Below are 17,393 nucleotides of genomic sequence, written 5' to 3' on the forward strand. Positions count from 1 at the left end.
GCTCTTTTAACGAAGGAACCTACCGCCATGGCGGACCAAAAGATCCGGATCCGGCTGAAAGCGTTCGATCATCGTCTGATCGACCGTTCGGCCAGCGAGATCGTTGAAACGGCAAAGCGGACCGGCGCGCAAGTGCGTGGCCCGATCCCGCTGCCGACCAAGATCGAGCGTTACACCGTTCTCGTTTCCCCGCACGTCGACAAGGACGCGCGTGACCAGTACGAGACCCGCACGCACAAGCGCGTGCTCGATATCGTTGACCCGAATGACAAGACCGTGGACGCGCTGATGAAGCTCGAACTGGCTGCCGGCGTCGACGTTCAGATCAAGCTGACCTGAGGACTACGACCATGACGAAGAAGTATTCGTTGGGCTTCGTGGGCCGCAAGGCCGGCATGAGCCGCGTGTTCACTGAAGATGGCCGCTCCATCCCGGTGACCCTGATCGAAGCAACCCCGAACCGCATCGCGCAGATCAAGACCGTCGAAACCGACGGCTACAGCGCCGTGCAGGTGACCGTCGGCGCGCGTCGCGCTGCCCTGGTCAACAAGCCGGAAGCCGGCCACTTCGCCAAGGCGAAGGTGGAAGCGGGTCGTGGCCTGTGGGAATTCCGCGTTGAAGACGCGCAGCTCGGCGATTTCGCCGTTGGCGGCGAAGTCAAGGCGGACATCTTCGAAGTCGGCCAGATCGTCGACGTCCAGGGTGTCACCAAGGGTAAGGGCTTCCAGGGCACCATCAAGCGCCACAACTTCCGTATGGGCGATGCAACCCACGGTAACTCGCTGTCGCATCGCGCGCCGGGTTCGCTGGGTCAGCGCCAGACCCCGGGTCGCGTTTTCCCGGGCAAGAAGATGTCGGGCCACATGGGCGCGGTGCAGCAGAGCACCCAGAACCTGGAAGTGGTCAAGGTCGACGTCGAGCGCGGTCTGATCGCGGTTCGCGGCGCCGTTCCGGGCGCGGCGGGTGGCGATGTGATCGTCCGTCCGGCGAGCAAGGCATAAGGAGAGATGACGATGGAACTCGTTATCACGGGTAGCAACAACAAGGTCTCGGTCTCCGAAGCCGTGTTCGGTCGCGATTTCAGCGAAGATCTGGTCCACCAGGTCGTCGTTGCTTACCGCAACGCCGGTCGCGCCGGCACCAAGGCACAGAAGACTCGCTCCGAAGTGGCTGGTACCACCAAGAAGTCGAAGAAGCAGAAGGGCGGCGGCGCGCGTCATGGCGCACTGACGGCTCCGATCTTCGTCGGCGGCGGTGTCACCTTCGCGGCCAAGCCGCGCAGCTTCGAGCAGAAGGTCAATCGCAAGCAGTACCGTGCCGCCATGTGCGCGATCCTGTCCGAGCTGAACCGTCAGGGCCGTCTGACCATCGTGGAGGCCTTCGACGTCGAAGCCACCAGCACGAAGGGTCTGATCGCCAAGCTGGCCGGCCTGGAAGTGGGCAAGCGCCCGCTGATCGTCACCGAGGAAGCGTCCGAGCACCTGTACCTGTCCGCCCGCAATCTGCCGTACGTGCAGGTGCGTGACGTGCAGGGTCTGGACCCGGTCTCGCTGGTGGGTGCCGACACGGTCGTCATCACCGCTGACGCGGTCAAGAAGGTCGAGGAGTGGCTGGCATGAACAGCAACGAAAAAATCTTCAGCGTGCTGCGTGCCCCGCGTGTCTCGGAAAAGACCGCGCGCCTGCAGGAACTCTCCAATCAGTATGTCTTCGAAGTTTCGAACGAAGCCACCAAGGCCGATGTAAAGGCCGCGGTTGAGCAGCTGTTCGACGTCAAGGTCGAAGCCGTCAACGTGGTCAACGTCAAGGGCAAGAACAAGTCCTTCCGTAACCGTGCTGGCCGCCGCGGCGATTGGCGCAAGGCGTACGTTCGCCTGGCCGACGGCCAGTCGATCGATGTAACGGCCAAGGCCTGAGGTACATCCCATGCCATTGATGAAATTCAAGCCCACCTCCCCCGGCCGCCGTTCGGCCGTGCGCGTGGTCACCCCCGACCTGCACAAGGGTGCTCCGCACGCCGCGCTGGTCGAGTCGCAGAGCCGCTCGGGTGGTCGTAACCACCACGGTCGCATCACCGTGCGTCACGTCGGTGGTGGTGCCAAGCAGCACTACCGCATCATCGACTTCAAGCGCAACAAGCTGGGCATCCCGGCGCGCGTGGAACGCATCGAATACGATCCGAACCGCACCGCCCACATCGCTCTGCTGTGCTACGTCGACGGTGAGCGTCGCTACATCATCGCCCCGAAGGGCCTGAAGGCTGGTGATCAGGTGATCGCTGGTTCGGACGCCCCGATCAAGGCCGGCAACACCCTGCCGCTGCGCAACATCCCGGTCGGTACCACCATCCACTGCATCGAACTGAAGCCGGGCAAGGGCGCTCAGATCGCTCGCGCCGCTGGTGCGGCCGTGCAGCTGGTGGCTCGTGAAGGCATCTACGCCACCCTGCGCCTGCGCTCGGGTGAAATGCGCAAGGTTCCGGTCGAGTGCTGCGCCACCATCGGCGAAGTCGGCAACGACGAGCACAGCCTGGAAAAGCTGGGCAAGGCCGGTGCCAAGCGTTGGCGCGGCGTCCGCCCGACCGTTCGTGGTGCTGCCATGAACCCGGTTGACCACCCGCACGGTGGTGGTGAGGCCAAGGCCGGCCAGGGTAACCCGCATCCGGTCACCCCGTGGGGTGTCCCGACCAAGGGTTACAAGACGCGCCATAACAAGCGCACTCAGCAGTTCATCGTCCGCGATCGTAGGGGCTAATCGACCATGGCACGTTCACTCAAGAAGGGCCCGTTCGTCGATCACCACCTCGTCAAGAAGGTGGAGGCCGCTGCGGGCAGCAAGAAGCCGATCAAGACCTGGTCGCGCCGTTCGATGATCCTGCCTGACATGGTAGGCATCACCATTGCCGTGCATAACGGCAAGAACCACATCCCGGTTCTCGTCAACGAGAACATGGTCGGCCACAAGCTCGGCGAATTTGCCATCACCCGGACCTTCAAGGGTCACGGTGGTGACAAGAAGTCGGGCAAGTAAGGAGAGATGACAATGGAAGCGAAAGCCATCCTGCGCACTGCGCGCATCTCCCCGCAGAAGGCTCGTCTGGTCGCTGACCAGGTGCGCGGTCTGCCGGCCGAACGTGCGGTCAACCTGCTGAAGTTCTCGGACAAGAAGGCTGCCCACCTGATCAAGAAGGTGGTGGAGTCGGCAATTGCCAACGCCGAGAACAACCAGGGCGCCGACGTCGACGAGCTGAAGGTTCAGACCATCATGGTTGATGAAGGTCCGACCCTGAAGCGTTTCATGGCGCGGGCGAAAGGCCGCGGTACCCGCATCCTCAAGCGCACCAGCCACATCACTGTGGTTGTGGGCGCCGCCAAGTAAGCGGATAAGGAAAAGACCATGGGTCATAAAGTTCATCCGATTGGTATCCGCCTCGGCATTTCCAAGGACTGGAACTCCAAGTGGTACGCCAACAAGGCCGAGTTCGCCGGTTACCTGGCAGCCGACCTGAAAGTGCGCGACATGCTGCGCAAGAAGCTGGCTCAGGCCGGCATCAGCAAGATCCTGATCGAGCGTCCGGCCAAGACCGCTCGCGTGACGATCCACACCGCCCGTCCGGGCGTGGTGATCGGCAAGCGCGGTGAGGACATCGAGAAGCTGCGCAAGGAAGTGAGCGAGATGATGGGCGTCCCGGCGCACATCAACGTCACCGAAGTGCGCAAGCCGGAACTGGACGCGCAGCTCGTTGCCGAGTCGATCGCCCAGCAGCTGGAGCGTCGCATCATGTTCCGCCGTGCAATGAAGCGCTCGGTCGGCAACGCGATGCGCCTGGGTGCCCTGGGCATCAAGGTCAACGTCGGTGGCCGCCTCAACGGTGCAGAAATCGCCCGTTCGGAGTGGTACCGCGAAGGCCGCGTGCCGCTGCACACCCTGCGTGCCGACATCGACTATGGCTTCGCTGAAGCCAAGACGACCTACGGCATCATCGGCATCAAGGTCTGGATCTACAAGGGCGAGGTCTTCGATTTCTCCCAGGTTGGCCAGGAAAAGCAGGACGACACCCCGTCGCGCAACGATCGTCACGATCGCGGCGACCGCGGTGACCGTCAGCGCCCGGCCCGTGAAGCGAGGTAACGACAATGTTGCAACCCAAGCGAACCAAGTACCGCAAGGTACACAAGGGCCGTAACGATGGCCTGAGCTGGAGCGCCAACGCTGTCAGCTTCGGCGAATACGGCCTGAAGGCAACCGCACACGGTCAGCTGACCGCGCGCCAGATCGAAGCGGCCCGCCGCTCGATCAGCCGCTACGTCAAGCGCGGCGGCAAGATGTGGATCCGCGTGTTCCCCGACAAGCCCATCACCAAGAAGCCCATCGAAGTCCGAATGGGTTCGGGTAAGGGTAACGTGGAATACTGGGTGGCCCAGATCCAGCCCGGCCGCATGATCTATGAAATCGAGGGTGTTTCCGAGGAAGTGGCTCGCGAGGCGTTCCGCCTGGCCGCCGCCAAGCTCTCGGTCACCACCACTTTCGTGACCCGTACGGTGCGCTGATGGATATCAAAACTCTCCGTGAAAAGTCGGCTGACGAACTCAAGGCCCACCTGATCGACCTGCGTAAGGAACAGTTCTCTGTCCGTATGCAGCAGGTCACCGGCCAGCTGCCGAAGACCCACGACATTCGCCGGGTCCGTCGCGAGATTGCTCGCGTCAAGACCCTGCTCGGCAGCACGAAGTAAGGATGGCCGCTATGAGCGACAATACTGAAAAGAAGACGCTGCGCACGGTCGAAGGCCGTGTCGTCAGCAACAAGATGGACAAGACGGTTACCGTCCTGGTTGAGCGTCAGGTCAAGCACGCGCTGTACGGCAAGTACATCAAGCGCTCGACCAAGCTGCACGCCCACGATGCCGACAACGCCTGCAAGGAAGGCGACGTCGTCCGCGTGACCGAGATTGCTCCGATGTCCAAGACCAAGAACTGGCGCGTGGTGGAAGTCATCACGCGTGCGGCTGAATAAGGAGTCTGAATCATGATCCAGATGCAGAGCTACCTTGACGTCGCGGACAATTCGGGTGCCAAGCAGGTGATGTGCTTCAAGGTGCTGGGTGGTTCCAAGCGCCGTTACGCCGGTATCGGCGACATCATCAAGGTCACCGTGAAGGATGCGATTCCGCGCGGCAAGGTCAAGAAGGGTGAAGTGTATGACGCCGTCGTGGTGCGTACCCGCAAGGGTGTGCGTCGCGCCGACGGTTCGCTGATCCGCTTCGACGGCAACGCTGCCGTCCTGCTGAACAACAAGCAGGAGCCGATCGGTACCCGTATCTTCGGGCCGGTGACCCGTGAACTTCGTTCGGAGAAGTTCATGAAGATCGTCTCGCTCGCTCCCGAAGTGCTGTGAGCGACAGGAGATAATCATGGCTAACCGTATCAAGAAGGGCGACCAGGTTGTCGTCAACGCTGGCAAGGACAAGGGCAAGCAGGGCGAAGTCGTCCGCGTCGACGGCGACCGCGTGGTCGTCGCCAACGTGAACATCGTCAAGCGCCACACCAAGCCGAACCCGCAGGCAGGTGTTGCCGGCGGCGTGGTCGAGCGCGAAGCTTCGATCCATATCTCCAACGTGAACGTGCTGAACCCGGCTTCGGGCAAGGGCGAACGCGTTGGCTTCAAGGTGCTGGAGGATGGACGCAAACTGCGTGTGTTCCGCTCCAGCGGTGAGGCGCTCGACGCCTGAGGAATGTGAAGATGACTTCCCGTCTCGAAAAGATCTACAAGGAAGAAGTGGTGCCGGCGCTGATGAAGCAGTTCGGCTACACCAATCCGATGGAAGTACCGAAGCTCGTCAAGGTCACCCTGAACATGGGTGTCGGCGAGGCTGCCACCAACAAGAAGATCCTGGAAAACGCCGTCGCGGACATGACCAAGATTTCCGGCCAGAAGCCGGTTGTCACCAAGTCGCGTATCTCGGTTGCGTCGTTCAAGATCCGTGATGGTTGGCCGATCGGCTGCAAGACCACGCTGCGTCGCCACAAGATGTACGAGTTCCTGGACCGCCTGATCAACATCTCGCTGCCGCGCGTGCGCGACTTCCGTGGTGTTTCCGGTCGTTCCTTTGACGGCCGCGGCAACTTCAACATGGGTGTGAAGGAACAGATCATCTTCCCGGAAATCGACTTCGACGCCGTCGACGCGATCCGCGGTATGGATATCGCCATCACCACCACTGCGAAGACCGACGCGGAAGCGAAGGCGCTGCTGGCAGCGTTCAAGTTCCCGTTCCGTAACTGATCTGTCGAGGAAACCGAAATGGCAAAGACCTCCATGGTCAACCGCGACATCAAGCGGGAAAAGCTGGCCAAGAAGTACGCTGAGAAGCGTGCAGCTCTGAAGAAGATCGTGTCCTCCGTGGACGCGACCTACGAAGAGAAGATCGACGCCGCAACCAAGCTGGCCAAGCTGCCGCGCGATTCGTCGCCGAGCCGCCAGCGCAACCGTTGCGAGCTGTCGGGTCGTCCGCGTGGCGTGTACAGCAAGTTCGGCCTCGGCCGCAACAAGCTGCGCGAAGCCACCATGCGTGGCGACGTCCCGGGCCTGCGCAAGGCCAGCTGGTAATTCCAGCCGGCCCTGCGATCAGGAGCCCCCTCGGGGGGCTTCTGAACCGGGGAGGGAGGCGTTCAGCTTCCTTTCTGCGAAAAAACCCGAAGAGCCCGGCGCAAGTCGGGCTCTTTTGGCGTATACTCCCGCGTCTTGCCCTGCGCAAACGGGGTTGTAGGAGTGGGCCCCGGCCCGCTGCATCAAGGGACCTGGCCCGTTTCCAGGAGACAACAGATTTTCGCGAAAGCGGATATCGGTGCACTCAAAGGTACTCATATGAGCATGACTGATCCCATCGCCGACCTGCTGGTCCGCATCAAGAATGCGGCTGCGGTTGGCAAGCAGACGGTGAAAGCCCCGTCGTCCAAGATCAAGGTTGCGATCGCCCAGGTCCTGAAGGACGAGGGTTACATCACCGACCTGCGCGTGACCCAGCTGGAAAACAACAAGGCCGAGCTGGAAATCGTGCTGAAGTATTTCGAAGGCAAGCCGGTCATCGCGACCCTGAAGCGCTTCTCGCGTTCGGGCCTGCGCCAGTACCGCGGCAAGAGCGAGCTGCCGAAGGTCATGAATGGCCTGGGCATCTCCATCATTTCCACCTCCAAGGGCATCATGACTGATGCGCAGGCGCGCCAGCTGGGCGTCGGCGGCGAAGTCCTGTGCTTCGTGGCCTAAGGCGAAAGGAGTAGAACTATGTCCCGCGTAGCCAAGAAGCCCGTCACCCTGGGTAAGGTCGAACTGAACGTCCAGTCGGAAAGCGTCACCGTCAAGGGCCCGAAGGGCACCCTGTCGCTGGTCAAGCCGGCCGGTATTGCCATCAACGTCGACAGCGGCGTTGCCACCCTGAGCACCGAGAACGCCGACCTGGTCGCGCTGACCGGTACCGTGCGCGCGATCCTGGCCAACATGGTCAAGGGCGTGTCCGAAGGCTTCGAGCGCAAGCTGGAGCTGGTCGGCGTGGGTTACCGTGCTGCCATGCAGGGCAAGGACCTGAGCCTGTCGCTCGGTTTCTCGCATCCGGTCGTGTTCGTGGCGCCGGAAGGCATCACCATCTCCACCCCGACCCAGACCGAGATCCTGGTCCAGGGCGCTGACAAGCAGGTCGTCGGTGAAGTCGCCGCCAAGATCCGTGCGTTCCGCAAGCCGGAGCCGTACAAGGGCAAGGGCGTGAAGTACTCCGACGAAGTCATCATCCGTAAGGAAGCCAAGAAGGCCTAATTAGGCGCTTCCGCTTTCAAGGAAAACACATCATGAACAAGAACATCGCCCGCCTGCGTCGCGCCAAGTCGACCCGTGCCCACATCCGTGAGCTCGGTGTCGCCCGCCTGTCGGTGCTGCGCACCGGCCAGCACCTGTACGCCCAGGTCTTCACCGCTGACGGTTCGAAGGTGCTGGCTGCCGCCAACACCACCCAGACCGACGTCAAGGAAGGCCTGAAGAACGGCAAGAACGCCGATGCCGCTGCCAAGGTCGGCCGCATCGTTGCCGAGCGCGCCAAGGCCGCCGGCATCGAGAAGGTTGCCTTCGATCGTTCGGGCTACCGCTACCACGGCCGCATCAAGGCCCTGGCAGAAGCCGCCCGCGAAGCCGGCCTGCAGTTCTAAGGGACAAGGGCAGGGGGCCGATGGCCTCCTGCCTGCCTGCTCGCCAGCCTGAGTGAGGCTGGACGGCGCCGCTCTTCTGCAGCGGTCCACCGGAACAACGCGTCACTCCACAACCATAAGCGGCCTCGAGCCGTACATACCCAAACAACCAAGGAATCAACATGGCAGAAGAGCGTCAGCAGCGGGGTCGCGATCGCGACCGTAACCGCGAAGAGAAGATCGACGACGGCATGATCGAAAAGCTGGTCGCGGTCAACCGCGTCAGCAAGACCGTCAAGGGTGGCCGCCAGTTCACCTTCACCGCCCTGACCGTGGTCGGCGACGGCGAAGGCAAGGTCGGTTTCGGTTATGGCAAGGCCCGCGAAGTGCCGGTCGCCATCCAGAAGTCGATGGAACAGGCCCGCAAGAACTTGGTCAGCGTTGACCTGAACAACGGCACCCTGTGGCACACCATCAAGGATGGTCACGGCGCAGCCCGCGTGTTCATGCAGCCGGCTTCGGAAGGTACTGGCGTCATCGCTGGCGGTGCGATGCGCGCCGTGCTGGAAGCCGTTGGCGTGAAGAACGTGCTGGCCAAGGCCACCGGTTCGCGCAACCCGATCAATCTGGTGCGCGCCACCGTGAAGGGCCTGACTGCTGCGCAGTCGCCGGCCCGCATCGCGGCCAAGCGTGGCAAGAAGGTGGAGGAACTCAACCATGGCTAATGAGTCCAACAAGACTGTGAAGGTCCGCCTGGTGCGTGGCCTGCGTGGCACCCAGTCGCGTCACCGCCTGTCGGTGCGTGCCCTGGGCCTGAACAAGCTCAACGATGTGCGTGAACTGAAGGACAGCCCGCAGGTGCGCGGCCTGATCAACAAGGTTCAGTACCTCGTCCAGGTTGAGGAGTAATCGACCATGACTCTGCGTCTCAATGAACTGAGCCCGGCACCGGGCGCCCGCACCGAGCGCACCCGCGTCGGCCGCGGTATCGGCTCGGGCCTGGGCAAGACTGCCGGCCGCGGCCACAAGGGTTCGTTCGCCCGCAAGGGTGGCGGCAAGATCAAGGCTGGCTTCGAAGGCGGCCAGACCCCCATGCAGCGTCGTCTGCCGAAGATCGGCTTCCGTTCGCCGATCGCCAAGGACACCGCTGAAGTGCTGCTGTACGCGCTGGACAAGCTGCCGGCCGGTGAGATCGACTTCGCCGCCCTGCGTGCTGCCAAGCTGGTCCCGAGCACTGCCAAGAAGGCCAAGGTCGTCGTCAAGGGCGAAGTGACCAAGGCGTTCACCCTGAAGGGTATTGCTGCCACGGCTGGTGCCAAGGCTGCGATCGAAGCTGCCGGCGGCAGCGTAACGGAGTAAGAAAATCATGGCGCAAGCTGGCATCGGTAACCTCGCGGGCGGAATGGGCAAGTTCACTGAACTTCGCCAACGTTTGCTGTTCGTCGTCGGGGCTTTGATCGTCTATCGCATCGGCTGCTACGTGCCGGTGCCGGGCGTCAATCCCGATGCCATGCTTGCCATGATGCAACAGCAGGGCGGCGGCATCGTGGACATGTTCAACATGTTCTCGGGCGGCGCCCTGCACCGTTTCAGCATCTTTGCGCTGAACGTGATGCCGTACATCTCGGCATCGATCGTGATGCAGCTGGCCGTGCACATCTTCCCCGCCCTGAAGGCGATGCAGAAGGAAGGTGAGTCCGGCCGCCGCAAGATCACCCAGTATTCGCGCATCGGCGCCGTGCTGCTGGCAGTGGTGCAGGGCGGTTCGATCGCACTGGCCCTGCAGGGCCAGGTTTCGCCGTCGGGCGCTCCGGTCGTGTACGCCCCCGGCATGGGCTTCGTGCTCACCGCGGTGGTCGCACTGACTGCCGGCACCATGTTCCTGATGTGGGTCGGTGAGCAGGTCACCGAACGCGGTATCGGCAACGGCGTGTCGCTGATCATCTTCGCCGGTATCGTCGCCGGTCTGCCGGGTGCGGTCATCCACACCTTCGACGCCTACCGCGACGGCAACATCCAGTTCATCCAGCTCCTGCTGATCGCCATCGTCGTACTCGCCTTCACCTTCTTCGTGGTGTTCGTGGAGCGTGGCCAGCGCCGGATCACGGTCAATTACGCGCGCCGCCAGGGCGGTCGCAACGCGTACATGAACCAGACCTCGTTCCTGCCGCTGAAGCTCAACATGGCCGGCGTCATCCCGGCGATCTTCGCCTCGAGCCTGCTGGCCTTCCCGGCCACCCTGGCCATGTGGTCCGGCCAGGCTGCCAACCAGAGCAGCTTCGGCCAGGTCCTGCAGAAGGTCGCCAATGCCCTGGGCCCGGGCGAGCCGCTGCACATGATCGTGTTCGCTGCGCTGATCACCGGTTTCGCGTTCTTCTATACCGCGCTGGTGTTCAATTCGCAGGAAACCGCCGACAACCTGAAGAAGTCGGGCGCTTTGATTCCGGGCATCCGTCCGGGCAAGGCCACCGCCGACTACATCGACGGCGTGCTGACCCGCCTGACCGCGGCCGGCTCGGCCTACCTGGTGATCGTCTGCCTGCTGCCGGAACTGATGCGCACGCAGCTGAATGCCTCGTTCTACTTCGGTGGCACGTCGCTGCTGATCGTGGTGGTGGTGGTGATGGACTTCATCGCCCAGGTGCAGGCACACCTGATGTCCCACCAGTACGAGAGCCTGCTGAAGAAGGCCAACCTGAAGGGCGGCAACCGCGGCGGTTTTGCCCGCGGCTGATAGGCCTGTTATACTTTCGTCTTCCTGACGTGATGGTCCCTCCGCTTCGCGGACTCCGGCCACACAAACGAAGGGCGGCCCCCGCAGCGGTTCCGGGTGGGGGTGTGATGAGGTGGTCCCGCGCTGGAGTAGCGCGGGCGGCCCCGGGGGAAACCCCAGGTCCAACCCCATCCGGCGCCGGAGCCTGGGCACACTCCCCAGGCCGGGTTCATGAAACCAATGGTTTCACGGGCTTCCATGTAAACCGGAACCTTGTTAGTATCGCTAGTTCACTTTTTTGATCCATCCTGCCGGATTGGCGTGCCCGAGGCGCGCTGTCGGCCATCACTCAGCTGGAGAACCGCGTCATGGCGCGTATTGCAGGCGTCAACCTGCCAGCCCAGAAGCACGTCTGGGTCGGGTTGCAAAGCATTTACGGCATCGGCCGTACCCGTTCGAAGAAGGTCTGCGAAGTCGCAGGCGTTGCTTCGACCACCAAGATCCGCGATCTGTCGGAGCCGGAAATCGAGCGCCTGCGCGCCGAAGTCGGCAAGTACATCGTGGAAGGCGATCTGCGCCGTGAGATCGGCATCGCGATCAAGCGCCTGATGGACCTGGGCTGCTACCGCGGCCTGCGTCACCGTCGTGGCCTCCCGCTGCGTGGCCAGCGCACCCGTACCAACGCCCGCACCCGCAAGGGTCCGCGCAAGGCGATCAAGAAGTAAGGGACTGAGAAATGGCTAAGCCCGCTGCTAAGACCAAGAAGAAGATCAAGCGCGTCGTCACCGACGGCGTTGCCCACGTCCACGCTTCGTTCAACAACACCATCGTCACCATCACCGACCGCCAGGGCAACGCTCTGTCGTGGGCGACCTCCGGTGGCGCTGGCTTCCGCGGTTCGCGCAAGTCGACCCCGTTCGCTGCCCAGGTGGCTGCTGAAAAGGCCGGTCGTGCTGCGCTGGACTACGGCGTGAAGTCGCTGGAAGTCCGCATCAAGGGCCCGGGTCCGGGCCGTGAGTCGGCCGTGCGTTCGCTGAACAACGTCGGCTACAAGATCACCAACATCATCGACGTGACGCCCATCCCGCACAACGGGTGCCGTCCGCCGAAGAAGCGTCGCGTCTAAAGGGAGCGATAAGAAATGGCTCGTTATATCGGTCCTACCTGTAAGCTCGCCCGCCGCGAAGGCGCCGACCTGTCCCTGAAGAGCCCGGCGCGTGCGCTGGACTCCAAGTGCAAGCTGGAGCAGAAGCCCGGCCAGCACGGCGCCACTGCCCGCAAGGGCAAGCTGTCCGACTACGCCACCCAGCTGCGTGAAAAGCAGAAGGTCAAGCGTATCTACGGCCTGCTGGAGCGTCAGTTCCGCAACTACTACAAGAAGGCCTCGACCAAGAAGGGCAACACCGGCGAGAACCTGCTGCAGCTGCTGGAAACCCGCCTGGACAACGTCGTCTACCGCATGGGCTTCGCCGTGACCCGTCCGGCTGCCCGTCAGCTGGTGTCGCACCGCGGCGTCACCGTGAATGGCAAGTCGGTCAACCTGGCTTCGTACCAGGTCAAGGCTGGCGACGCCATCGCTCTGTCCGAAAAGGCTGCCAAGCAGCTGCGCGTCCAGGAAGCCCTGACCGTCGCCGCCCAGCATGACCTGAGCCCGTCGTGGGTTGAAGTGGATTCCGGCAAGTTCACCGGCATCTTCAAGGCTGTTCCGGATCGTTCGGATCTGCCTGCGGACATCAACGAAGCGCTGATCGTCGAGCTGTATTCGAAGTAATTCACATTGGAGAGCCCCCGGCGACGGCCGGGGGTTCACTAGGAGAACCCGCAACATGACGGTTACCGCCAACCAGGTTCTGCGTCCTCGCGGTCCGCAGATCGAACGCCTTACCGACACCCGTGCAAAGGTCGTTATCGAACCTTTGGAGCGGGGTTACGGGCATACGCTGGGCAACGCCCTGCGTCGCGTGCTGCTGTCGTCCATCCCGGGCTTCGCCATCACGGAAGTCGAAATCGACGGCGTGTTGCATGAGTACACCACGGTCGAAGGTCTGCAGGAGGACGTGCTCGAAGTCCTGCTCAACCTGAAGGATGTGGCCATCCGTATGCACTCCGGCGACAGCGCCACCCTGTCCCTGTCCAAGCAGGGCCCGGGCGTTGTCACCGCTGCCGACATCAAGGTCGACCACAATGTGGAGATCCTGAACGGCGACCATGTGATCTGCCACCTGACCAAGGATACGGCGATCAACATGCGTCTGAAGATCGAACGTGGTTTCGGCTACCAGCCGGCTGCCGCGCGTCGTCGTCCGGACGAAGAAACCCGTGCCATCGGCCGCCTGGTCCTGGATGCCTCGTTCTCGCCGGTCCGCCGTGTCGCCTATGCCGTGGAAGCGGCGCGTGTCGAACAGCGCACCGACCTGGACAAGCTGGTCATCGATATCGAGACCAACGGCACCATCGATGCCGAGGAAGCCGTGCGCACCGCCGCCGACATCCTCAGCGACCAGCTGTCGGTGTTCGGTGACTTCACCCACCGCGACCGCGGTGCGGCCAAGCCGGCCAACAACGGCGTGGATCCGGTGCTGCTGCGCCCGATCGACGATCTGGAGCTGACCGTGCGTTCGGCCAACTGCCTGAAGGCTGAAAGCATCTACTACATCGGCGATCTGATCCAGAAGACCGAAGTGGAGCTGCTGAAGACCCCGAACCTGGGCAAGAAGTCGCTCACCGAGATCAAGGAAGTGCTGGCTCAGCGCGGCCTGTCGCTCGGCATGAAGCTGGAGAACTGGCCGCCGGCCGGCGTCGCCAGCCACGGCATGCTGGGCTGATATCGGTAATACCTGAAGGCTCCACCGTTCGCGGTGGGGCCTTCAACGCACCACACCATGCCACGACGAACCGCAGGTTCGCGGGCAGGTCGTCCAGGACGGGCGGCCAGGACCATCCGCAGTCCGCGCAGCAACGCCAGGATGGCGACAACGATCCGCACAGCCTCATCATTAACCAAGGAATATCACCATGCGTCACCAGAAGTCTGGCCGTAAGTTCAGCCGTACCAGCGCCCACCGCGAAGCGATGTTCAAGAACATGGCCGCCTCGCTGTTCAAGCACGAGCTGATCAAGACCACCCTGCCGAAGGCCAAGGAACTGCGCCGCGTTGCCGAGCCGCTGATCACCCTGGCCAAGGTCGACTCCGTCGCCAACCGCCGTCTGGCTTTCGCCCGCCTGCGCGACAACGAAGCCGTGGGCAACCTGTTCACCATCCTGGGCCCGCGCTACGCGAACCGTCCGGGCGGCTACCTGCGCCTGCTGAAGTGCGGCTTCCGCGCTGGCGACAACGCGCCGATGGCCTACGTCGAGCTGGTTGACCGTCCGGTCGTGGCCGAGGAAGTGGCCGAGTAATCGGACCGCTCCAATGCGACACAGCGAAAGCCCGGCCTCTGCCGGGCTTTTGCGTTTCTGTGGGATCTGACCCGCACCGTTCCGACAGGCGTCACCTGTGGCGGTTCGAATGGCATGCACTCTCGGTTACGCTTGGCGCCTGATCCATTCGAGCGTTGACGATGAATCCACTGCGCTGGCCCTTCCGCGCCCAGTTCTTCCTGGGCTTCCTGATCTGCGCCGGCCTGCTGGGCTACGCGATCTTCCTGCAGCTGAAGATGGGCCTGGAGCCGTGCTCGCTGTGCATCTTCCAGCGGCTGGCGTTCGCCGCGCTGGGCCTGCTGTTCCTGATCGGTGCACTGCACGGGCCCTCCAACCGTCCTGGCCGGGCAACCTACGGCGTGCTCGCCTTCATTGCCGCCGCGGTCGGCGTAGGCATCGCTGCGCGCCACGTCTACGTGCAGATGCTGCCACCGGAGATGGGGGCGACCTGCGGCCCGCCGCTGAGCTTCCTGCGCGAGACCATGGGGCCGCTGGAAGTGTTCCGCACGGTGCTGACCGGTACCGGCAACTGCGGCAATATCGACTGGACGTTCCTGGGCCTGACCATGCCGATGTGGTCGGGCGTGTGGTTCGTGCTGCTGGCGCTGTGGGCGCTGGTGGTGTCGCTGCGCAAGGTCAAGCGCTGAACGCAGGGTAGTGCCGGCCGCTGGCCGGCAACCCCATGAACGATGGCAGCGTTCCCGTAGAGGCCGGCCAGCGGCCGGCATTACCACGGTCCGTTCTCAGAAATCCTGCTGCAGGCTCAGGTAGGCGCCACGGCGCGGCCCCCACTGCGGCGCGAACACGCCAACACCGCCGCCATCGCGCAGCTGGTAGCTGCGATCCAATGCGTTGATCACGGCCAGTTGCACGTGCAGCGGATGCCCGCTGTCGGCATTGAAATCGTGCCCGGCGCTGAGGTTCACCTGCAGGTAGGATGGCAGCTCGCCGCCGTTGGGCACGCCCTCGATGTCCGAACGCAGGCCGCTACCGAACACGTAGTTGGCGCCGACCCGGTTGTGGCCGGCGAAGGCGTAGCTGAAGCCGCCCGATGAGGTCAGCTTCTGGTCGTGGTCGAGGTGGATCCAGTGGTTGGCCACATAGGCCAGCGCCTCTGGATCGAGGTTGTACTGGCTGGTGATGACCTGGGTGCCGATCGCCTTGTTGTACGCCGCGTTGACGTAAGCGCTGAACGGACCGTTGCTGTAGTCGGCACTGAACTCCAGGCCACGGATATGGCCGCGGCGGTAGTTGAACGTCGAATAGATGTAGGCGGCACCAAACTGGCCTTCGTCCTGCAGGCGCGCAACACGGCGGTCGTACGCGTCCAAGCCCAGGGTCAGGTGTTCGCCCAGCTGATGCGATACGCCGATGTCGTAGTAGTCACTGCGCTCGGCCAGTGGCGTGTTGTTGCCGCCGCTCGGCTGCTGGTTGGTGGTGCCGTCGTACAGCGCGATATCGCTGCTGGCGATCAGCTCACTGGCCGGCGGCGTGAAGTAACGCGAATAGCCGGCATGCACGGTGGTGCTGTCGCTGGCATTCCAGGCCACGCCCACGCGGGGGCTGAGCTGGCCCTCGGTGTGGCCAAAGGCCTTGTAGCGATCGCCGCGCAGGCCGTAGTTGACGGTCCAGTCGTCGCCGATCTTCCATTCATCCTGCACGTACAACGCCAGCGTGCTGGCATGGAAGGCACTGCGGTCAGGTATCAGCAGCGGCGTGGTGCTGGACTGCTGGCCGGTGTCATCGACCGGGAACACCCAGCTGCTGTTGCTGGCCCGCGCGTTCTCGTAGTTGCCGTACAGACCGTAGCGCAGCGTGTGGTCGTTGCCCAGCGGGGTGGAGAAATCGGCCTGCAGCGTGTTGGCGCGGTTGCTGCGCTGCACCTGCGAGGCGACGCCACTGAATACCAGGTCGCCGATGACATCCGGGTTGAACGCCACATCGCTGTAGCGCTGCCCGGCGGACAGCTGGTAGGCGGTGCTGCCCAGCGCGCCCTGCAGCACCAGCATGCCGAAGCGGGTGGTTTCGCGCTGGGTTTCATCCAGCTGGCTGGAGTCGAAGGTGGTGGTGTCCAGGTAACCGAACTGCGGGGTCTGCCCGGGGTTGACCGGGATCTGGAAGCGGTTGTTGGCGAAGCCGGCGAACACGCTCAGGCGGGTGTTCTCGTTGACCAGGTAGGTGAGGTCAGCGAACGCTTTGCCCTGGTGGGTGTCGTCGTGCAGCGGCTTGCGCGAGCGGGTCGGGTTTTCCAGGCCAACCTCGTTCTGGTCGTAGTTGCCAGTCAGGAACCAGCTCCATCGCCCCTGGTTGCCCCACCACGAGGCATTCGGATTGATCTTGCCGAACGAGCCTGCGGTCAGTCCGGCGCTGCCGCCATTGCCGAGCTCGGCACCATTGCGGGTGGTGATGTCGACCACTGCAGCGGTGCGCTCGCCGAACTGCGCCGGCAGCGCGCCATCCATCAGGCGGATGCTCTTGATGGTGCGTGCATCCAGTGTCTGGCCGAAGCCGGAGATCGATTCGGGCAGCAGCACGCCATTGATGCGGTACTGCAGGTTGGCGTGGTCGCCGCGCACGTGCACGCCGCCATAGGAATCCTGGACCACGCCCGGGGCCTGCAGCAGTACCTGGCTGAGCGGCGCGGAGGCACCCAGCGGCTGCTTCTGGATGTCCTCGGCGGTGATCTGGTACTGGCTGCTGCCGATGTCCGGCGACAGCGCGTTGCGGGCCTGGTCGAGCTGGGCGTGGACGGTGACCGTGTCCAGATCCTTGACGGAGGAAGAGGTGTCGTCGGCCGTTGCGGCGAAGGCGGGCAGGCTGGCCAAGGCCAGGGCGAAGGTAATACCGGTAGCGAGGGGCGAGGGCTTCATGGTGAGAGAGGGGGCGGCTGGGCGTGGAAGGGGCCGGTCCATGACGTGCAAGTGTTACTCCGTAACAAATCATGCGCCTGTCCCGTGCGGCTGGCCATGCCGGATCTGGCTGCTGGCGTTGGCCTTTCCCTGCCGTTCAGGTGGCCGGGGCGGTGGGGGTGGGCCTTTGCGTCAGCGGCTGGCTCTGCGACCATGGCCGCCCCCCACCCCGGAAGTC

General features: G+C 63.4%; 29 protein-coding genes. 28 read left to right on the forward strand and 1 reads right to left on the reverse strand.

The genetic code is table 11. The annotated features are described in order from the left end of the window. The first annotated feature begins 27 nt into the window (after positions 1–27). The 28 genes from rpsJ (at position 28) to ACEPA4_RS04105 (ending at position 14,953) form a co-directional block, all read left to right on the forward strand. On the forward strand, positions 28–339 hold the full coding sequence (gene rpsJ, locus ACEPA4_RS03970) for a 30S ribosomal protein S10 (protein ID WP_005408208.1): 312 nt from the start codon (positions 28–30) through the stop codon (positions 337–339). Between the two features lie 11 nt (positions 340–350). Further along, positions 351–1,001 (forward strand): 50S ribosomal protein L3, encoded by a 651-nt coding sequence (rplC, locus tag ACEPA4_RS03975; protein ID WP_004145336.1) that lies wholly within the window; start codon positions 351–353, stop codon positions 999–1,001. Between the two features lie 12 nt (positions 1,002–1,013). Continuing rightward, entirely contained in the window at positions 1,014–1,619 is a 606-nt protein-coding gene (rplD, locus tag ACEPA4_RS03980; RefSeq protein ID WP_005415412.1) for a 50S ribosomal protein L4, read from the forward strand. Further along, positions 1,616–1,915: a 50S ribosomal protein L23 gene (gene rplW, locus ACEPA4_RS03985; protein WP_004145338.1), complete on the forward strand. Its 300-nt coding sequence runs from the start codon at positions 1,616–1,618 to the stop codon at positions 1,913–1,915. Before rplD ends, rplW begins: the two co-directional genes overlap by 4 nt. 10 nt (positions 1,916–1,925) lie before the next feature. After that, positions 1,926–2,753, forward strand: coding sequence for a 50S ribosomal protein L2 (gene rplB, locus ACEPA4_RS03990; RefSeq protein WP_004145339.1), 828 nt, complete (start codon positions 1,926–1,928; stop codon positions 2,751–2,753). Between the two features lie 6 nt (positions 2,754–2,759). Next, entirely contained in the window at positions 2,760–3,029 is a 270-nt protein-coding gene (rpsS, locus tag ACEPA4_RS03995) for a 30S ribosomal protein S19 (protein WP_005415413.1), read from the forward strand. Between the two features lie 12 nt (positions 3,030–3,041). Then, positions 3,042–3,377: a 50S ribosomal protein L22 gene (gene rplV, locus ACEPA4_RS04000; RefSeq protein ID WP_004145348.1), complete on the forward strand. Its 336-nt coding sequence runs from the start codon at positions 3,042–3,044 to the stop codon at positions 3,375–3,377. Positions 3,378–3,395: 18 nt separating this feature from the next. Beyond that, complete coding sequence (gene rpsC, locus ACEPA4_RS04005; protein ID WP_005415414.1) at positions 3,396–4,130, forward strand: 30S ribosomal protein S3; 735 nt, start codon at positions 3,396–3,398, stop codon at positions 4,128–4,130. A 5-nt stretch (positions 4,131–4,135) separates the two neighbouring features. Then, positions 4,136–4,549, forward strand: coding sequence for a 50S ribosomal protein L16 (rplP, locus tag ACEPA4_RS04010; protein WP_004154486.1), 414 nt, complete (start codon positions 4,136–4,138; stop codon positions 4,547–4,549). Beyond that, complete coding sequence (rpmC, locus tag ACEPA4_RS04015) at positions 4,549–4,734, forward strand: 50S ribosomal protein L29 (protein ID WP_004154487.1); 186 nt, start codon at positions 4,549–4,551, stop codon at positions 4,732–4,734. The genes rplP and rpmC overlap by 1 nt, the downstream gene beginning before the upstream one ends. An 11-nt stretch (positions 4,735–4,745) precedes the next feature. Then, a complete protein-coding gene (rpsQ, locus tag ACEPA4_RS04020; RefSeq protein WP_004154489.1) occupies positions 4,746–5,015 on the forward strand; it encodes a 30S ribosomal protein S17 in 270 nt (89 codons plus the stop codon). 12 nt (positions 5,016–5,027) lie between these two features. Continuing rightward, positions 5,028–5,396, forward strand: coding sequence for a 50S ribosomal protein L14 (gene rplN / locus ACEPA4_RS04025; RefSeq protein WP_010483978.1), 369 nt, complete (start codon positions 5,028–5,030; stop codon positions 5,394–5,396). Between the two features lie 16 nt (positions 5,397–5,412). After that, positions 5,413–5,730 carry a 50S ribosomal protein L24 gene (gene rplX / locus ACEPA4_RS04030; protein WP_004154490.1) on the forward strand — a complete coding sequence of 106 codons (318 nt, stop codon included), beginning with the start codon at positions 5,413–5,415 and terminating at the stop codon, positions 5,728–5,730. Positions 5,731–5,741: 11 nt separating this feature from the next. Beyond that, entirely contained in the window at positions 5,742–6,284 is a 543-nt protein-coding gene (gene rplE, locus ACEPA4_RS04035; protein ID WP_005415416.1) for a 50S ribosomal protein L5, read from the forward strand. A gap of 18 nt (positions 6,285–6,302) precedes the next feature. Next, positions 6,303–6,608, forward strand: coding sequence for a 30S ribosomal protein S14 (gene rpsN, locus ACEPA4_RS04040; protein ID WP_005408209.1), 306 nt, complete (start codon positions 6,303–6,305; stop codon positions 6,606–6,608). A gap of 258 nt (positions 6,609–6,866) precedes the next feature. Beyond that, positions 6,867–7,265 carry a 30S ribosomal protein S8 gene (gene rpsH, locus ACEPA4_RS04045; RefSeq protein WP_005415417.1) on the forward strand — a complete coding sequence of 133 codons (399 nt, stop codon included), beginning with the start codon at positions 6,867–6,869 and terminating at the stop codon, positions 7,263–7,265. Between the two features lie 18 nt (positions 7,266–7,283). Then, positions 7,284–7,808 carry a 50S ribosomal protein L6 gene (rplF, locus tag ACEPA4_RS04050; protein ID WP_053500143.1) on the forward strand — a complete coding sequence of 175 codons (525 nt, stop codon included), beginning with the start codon at positions 7,284–7,286 and terminating at the stop codon, positions 7,806–7,808. Between the two features lie 32 nt (positions 7,809–7,840). After that, complete coding sequence (rplR, locus tag ACEPA4_RS04055) at positions 7,841–8,194, forward strand: 50S ribosomal protein L18 (protein WP_004154495.1); 354 nt, start codon at positions 7,841–7,843, stop codon at positions 8,192–8,194. Positions 8,195–8,355: 161 nt separating this feature from the next. Next, positions 8,356–8,898 (forward strand): 30S ribosomal protein S5, encoded by a 543-nt coding sequence (gene rpsE, locus ACEPA4_RS04060; protein ID WP_005415419.1) that lies wholly within the window; start codon positions 8,356–8,358, stop codon positions 8,896–8,898. Continuing rightward, the gene (gene rpmD, locus ACEPA4_RS04065; protein WP_005408214.1) at positions 8,891–9,082 is read left to right on the forward strand and encodes a 50S ribosomal protein L30; all 192 of its coding nucleotides are present in this window, start codon (positions 8,891–8,893) and stop codon (positions 9,080–9,082) included. The genes rpsE and rpmD overlap by 8 nt, the downstream gene beginning before the upstream one ends. Positions 9,083–9,088: 6 nt before the next feature. Then, positions 9,089–9,532 carry a 50S ribosomal protein L15 gene (gene rplO / locus ACEPA4_RS04070; protein WP_004154498.1) on the forward strand — a complete coding sequence of 148 codons (444 nt, stop codon included), beginning with the start codon at positions 9,089–9,091 and terminating at the stop codon, positions 9,530–9,532. Between the two features lie 7 nt (positions 9,533–9,539). Then, positions 9,540–10,907, forward strand: a complete 1,368-nt coding sequence (secY, locus tag ACEPA4_RS04075) for a preprotein translocase subunit SecY (protein ID WP_005415420.1) — start codon at positions 9,540–9,542, stop codon at positions 10,905–10,907. A gap of 347 nt (positions 10,908–11,254) precedes the next feature. Continuing rightward, positions 11,255–11,611 (forward strand): 30S ribosomal protein S13, encoded by a 357-nt coding sequence (gene rpsM / locus ACEPA4_RS04080; RefSeq protein WP_004154500.1) that lies wholly within the window; start codon positions 11,255–11,257, stop codon positions 11,609–11,611. 11 nt (positions 11,612–11,622) lie between these two features. Then, positions 11,623–12,012 carry a 30S ribosomal protein S11 gene (gene rpsK, locus ACEPA4_RS04085; RefSeq protein WP_004145443.1) on the forward strand — a complete coding sequence of 130 codons (390 nt, stop codon included), beginning with the start codon at positions 11,623–11,625 and terminating at the stop codon, positions 12,010–12,012. A gap of 15 nt (positions 12,013–12,027) precedes the next feature. Beyond that, positions 12,028–12,657 carry a 30S ribosomal protein S4 gene (gene rpsD / locus ACEPA4_RS04090; protein WP_004145446.1) on the forward strand — a complete coding sequence of 210 codons (630 nt, stop codon included), beginning with the start codon at positions 12,028–12,030 and terminating at the stop codon, positions 12,655–12,657. 55 nt (positions 12,658–12,712) lie between these two features. Beyond that, positions 12,713–13,711, forward strand: coding sequence for a DNA-directed RNA polymerase subunit alpha (locus ACEPA4_RS04095; protein WP_005408216.1), 999 nt, complete (start codon positions 12,713–12,715; stop codon positions 13,709–13,711). 190 nt (positions 13,712–13,901) lie between these two features. Then, on the forward strand, positions 13,902–14,285 hold the full coding sequence (rplQ, locus tag ACEPA4_RS04100; protein WP_005408217.1) for a 50S ribosomal protein L17: 384 nt from the start codon (positions 13,902–13,904) through the stop codon (positions 14,283–14,285). 161 nt (positions 14,286–14,446) lie between these two features. Further along, positions 14,447–14,953 carry a disulfide bond formation protein B gene (locus tag ACEPA4_RS04105; RefSeq protein WP_262090067.1) on the forward strand — a complete coding sequence of 169 codons (507 nt, stop codon included), beginning with the start codon at positions 14,447–14,449 and terminating at the stop codon, positions 14,951–14,953. A gap of 96 nt (positions 14,954–15,049) precedes the next feature. Here ACEPA4_RS04105 and ACEPA4_RS04110 read toward each other — a convergent pair whose 3' ends face one another. Continuing rightward, positions 15,050–17,176, reverse strand: coding sequence for a TonB-dependent receptor (locus ACEPA4_RS04110; protein ID WP_262090069.1), 2,127 nt, complete (start codon positions 17,174–17,176; stop codon positions 15,050–15,052). Positions 17,177–17,393 lie beyond the last annotated feature (217 nt).

Origin of the sequence: Stenotrophomonas sp. P2112, assembly GCF_041897515.1 — a bacterium.
GTDB lineage: Bacteria > Pseudomonadota > Gammaproteobacteria > Xanthomonadales > Xanthomonadaceae > Stenotrophomonas > Stenotrophomonas sepilia.

What these genes read in the sequence shown, in the direction of transcription:
- rpsJ (WP_005408208.1), top strand. Translation starts at nt 28, where the DNA reads ATGGCGGACCAAAAGATCCGGATCCGGCTGAAAGCGTTCGATCATCGT.
- rplC (WP_004145336.1), top strand. Translation starts at nt 351, where the DNA reads ATGACGAAGAAGTATTCGTTGGGCTTCGTGGGCCGCAAGGCCGGCATG.
- rplD (WP_005415412.1), top strand. Translation starts at nt 1,014, where the DNA reads ATGGAACTCGTTATCACGGGTAGCAACAACAAGGTCTCGGTCTCCGAA.
- rplW (WP_004145338.1), top strand. Translation starts at nt 1,616, where the DNA reads ATGAACAGCAACGAAAAAATCTTCAGCGTGCTGCGTGCCCCGCGTGTC.
- rplB (WP_004145339.1), top strand. Translation starts at nt 1,926, where the DNA reads ATGCCATTGATGAAATTCAAGCCCACCTCCCCCGGCCGCCGTTCGGCC.
- rpsS (WP_005415413.1), top strand. Translation starts at nt 2,760, where the DNA reads ATGGCACGTTCACTCAAGAAGGGCCCGTTCGTCGATCACCACCTCGTC.
- rplV (WP_004145348.1), top strand. Translation starts at nt 3,042, where the DNA reads ATGGAAGCGAAAGCCATCCTGCGCACTGCGCGCATCTCCCCGCAGAAG.
- rpsC (WP_005415414.1), top strand. Translation starts at nt 3,396, where the DNA reads ATGGGTCATAAAGTTCATCCGATTGGTATCCGCCTCGGCATTTCCAAG.
- rplP (WP_004154486.1), top strand. Translation starts at nt 4,136, where the DNA reads ATGTTGCAACCCAAGCGAACCAAGTACCGCAAGGTACACAAGGGCCGT.
- rpmC (WP_004154487.1), top strand. Translation starts at nt 4,549, where the DNA reads ATGGATATCAAAACTCTCCGTGAAAAGTCGGCTGACGAACTCAAGGCC.
- rpsQ (WP_004154489.1), top strand. Translation starts at nt 4,746, where the DNA reads ATGAGCGACAATACTGAAAAGAAGACGCTGCGCACGGTCGAAGGCCGT.
- rplN (WP_010483978.1), top strand. Translation starts at nt 5,028, where the DNA reads ATGATCCAGATGCAGAGCTACCTTGACGTCGCGGACAATTCGGGTGCC.
- rplX (WP_004154490.1), top strand. Translation starts at nt 5,413, where the DNA reads ATGGCTAACCGTATCAAGAAGGGCGACCAGGTTGTCGTCAACGCTGGC.
- rplE (WP_005415416.1), top strand. Translation starts at nt 5,742, where the DNA reads ATGACTTCCCGTCTCGAAAAGATCTACAAGGAAGAAGTGGTGCCGGCG.
- rpsN (WP_005408209.1), top strand. Translation starts at nt 6,303, where the DNA reads ATGGCAAAGACCTCCATGGTCAACCGCGACATCAAGCGGGAAAAGCTG.
- rpsH (WP_005415417.1), top strand. Translation starts at nt 6,867, where the DNA reads ATGAGCATGACTGATCCCATCGCCGACCTGCTGGTCCGCATCAAGAAT.
- rplF (WP_053500143.1), top strand. Translation starts at nt 7,284, where the DNA reads ATGTCCCGCGTAGCCAAGAAGCCCGTCACCCTGGGTAAGGTCGAACTG.
- rplR (WP_004154495.1), top strand. Translation starts at nt 7,841, where the DNA reads ATGAACAAGAACATCGCCCGCCTGCGTCGCGCCAAGTCGACCCGTGCC.
- rpsE (WP_005415419.1), top strand. Translation starts at nt 8,356, where the DNA reads ATGGCAGAAGAGCGTCAGCAGCGGGGTCGCGATCGCGACCGTAACCGC.
- rpmD (WP_005408214.1), top strand. Translation starts at nt 8,891, where the DNA reads ATGGCTAATGAGTCCAACAAGACTGTGAAGGTCCGCCTGGTGCGTGGC.
- rplO (WP_004154498.1), top strand. Translation starts at nt 9,089, where the DNA reads ATGACTCTGCGTCTCAATGAACTGAGCCCGGCACCGGGCGCCCGCACC.
- secY (WP_005415420.1), top strand. Translation starts at nt 9,540, where the DNA reads ATGGCGCAAGCTGGCATCGGTAACCTCGCGGGCGGAATGGGCAAGTTC.
- rpsM (WP_004154500.1), top strand. Translation starts at nt 11,255, where the DNA reads ATGGCGCGTATTGCAGGCGTCAACCTGCCAGCCCAGAAGCACGTCTGG.
- rpsK (WP_004145443.1), top strand. Translation starts at nt 11,623, where the DNA reads ATGGCTAAGCCCGCTGCTAAGACCAAGAAGAAGATCAAGCGCGTCGTC.
- rpsD (WP_004145446.1), top strand. Translation starts at nt 12,028, where the DNA reads ATGGCTCGTTATATCGGTCCTACCTGTAAGCTCGCCCGCCGCGAAGGC.
- ACEPA4_RS04095 (WP_005408216.1), top strand. Translation starts at nt 12,713, where the DNA reads ATGACGGTTACCGCCAACCAGGTTCTGCGTCCTCGCGGTCCGCAGATC.
- rplQ (WP_005408217.1), top strand. Translation starts at nt 13,902, where the DNA reads ATGCGTCACCAGAAGTCTGGCCGTAAGTTCAGCCGTACCAGCGCCCAC.
- ACEPA4_RS04105 (WP_262090067.1), top strand. Translation starts at nt 14,447, where the DNA reads ATGAATCCACTGCGCTGGCCCTTCCGCGCCCAGTTCTTCCTGGGCTTC.
- ACEPA4_RS04110 (WP_262090069.1), bottom strand. Translation starts at nt 17,176, where the DNA reads ATGAAGCCCTCGCCCCTCGCTACCGGTATTACCTTCGCCCTGGCCTTG.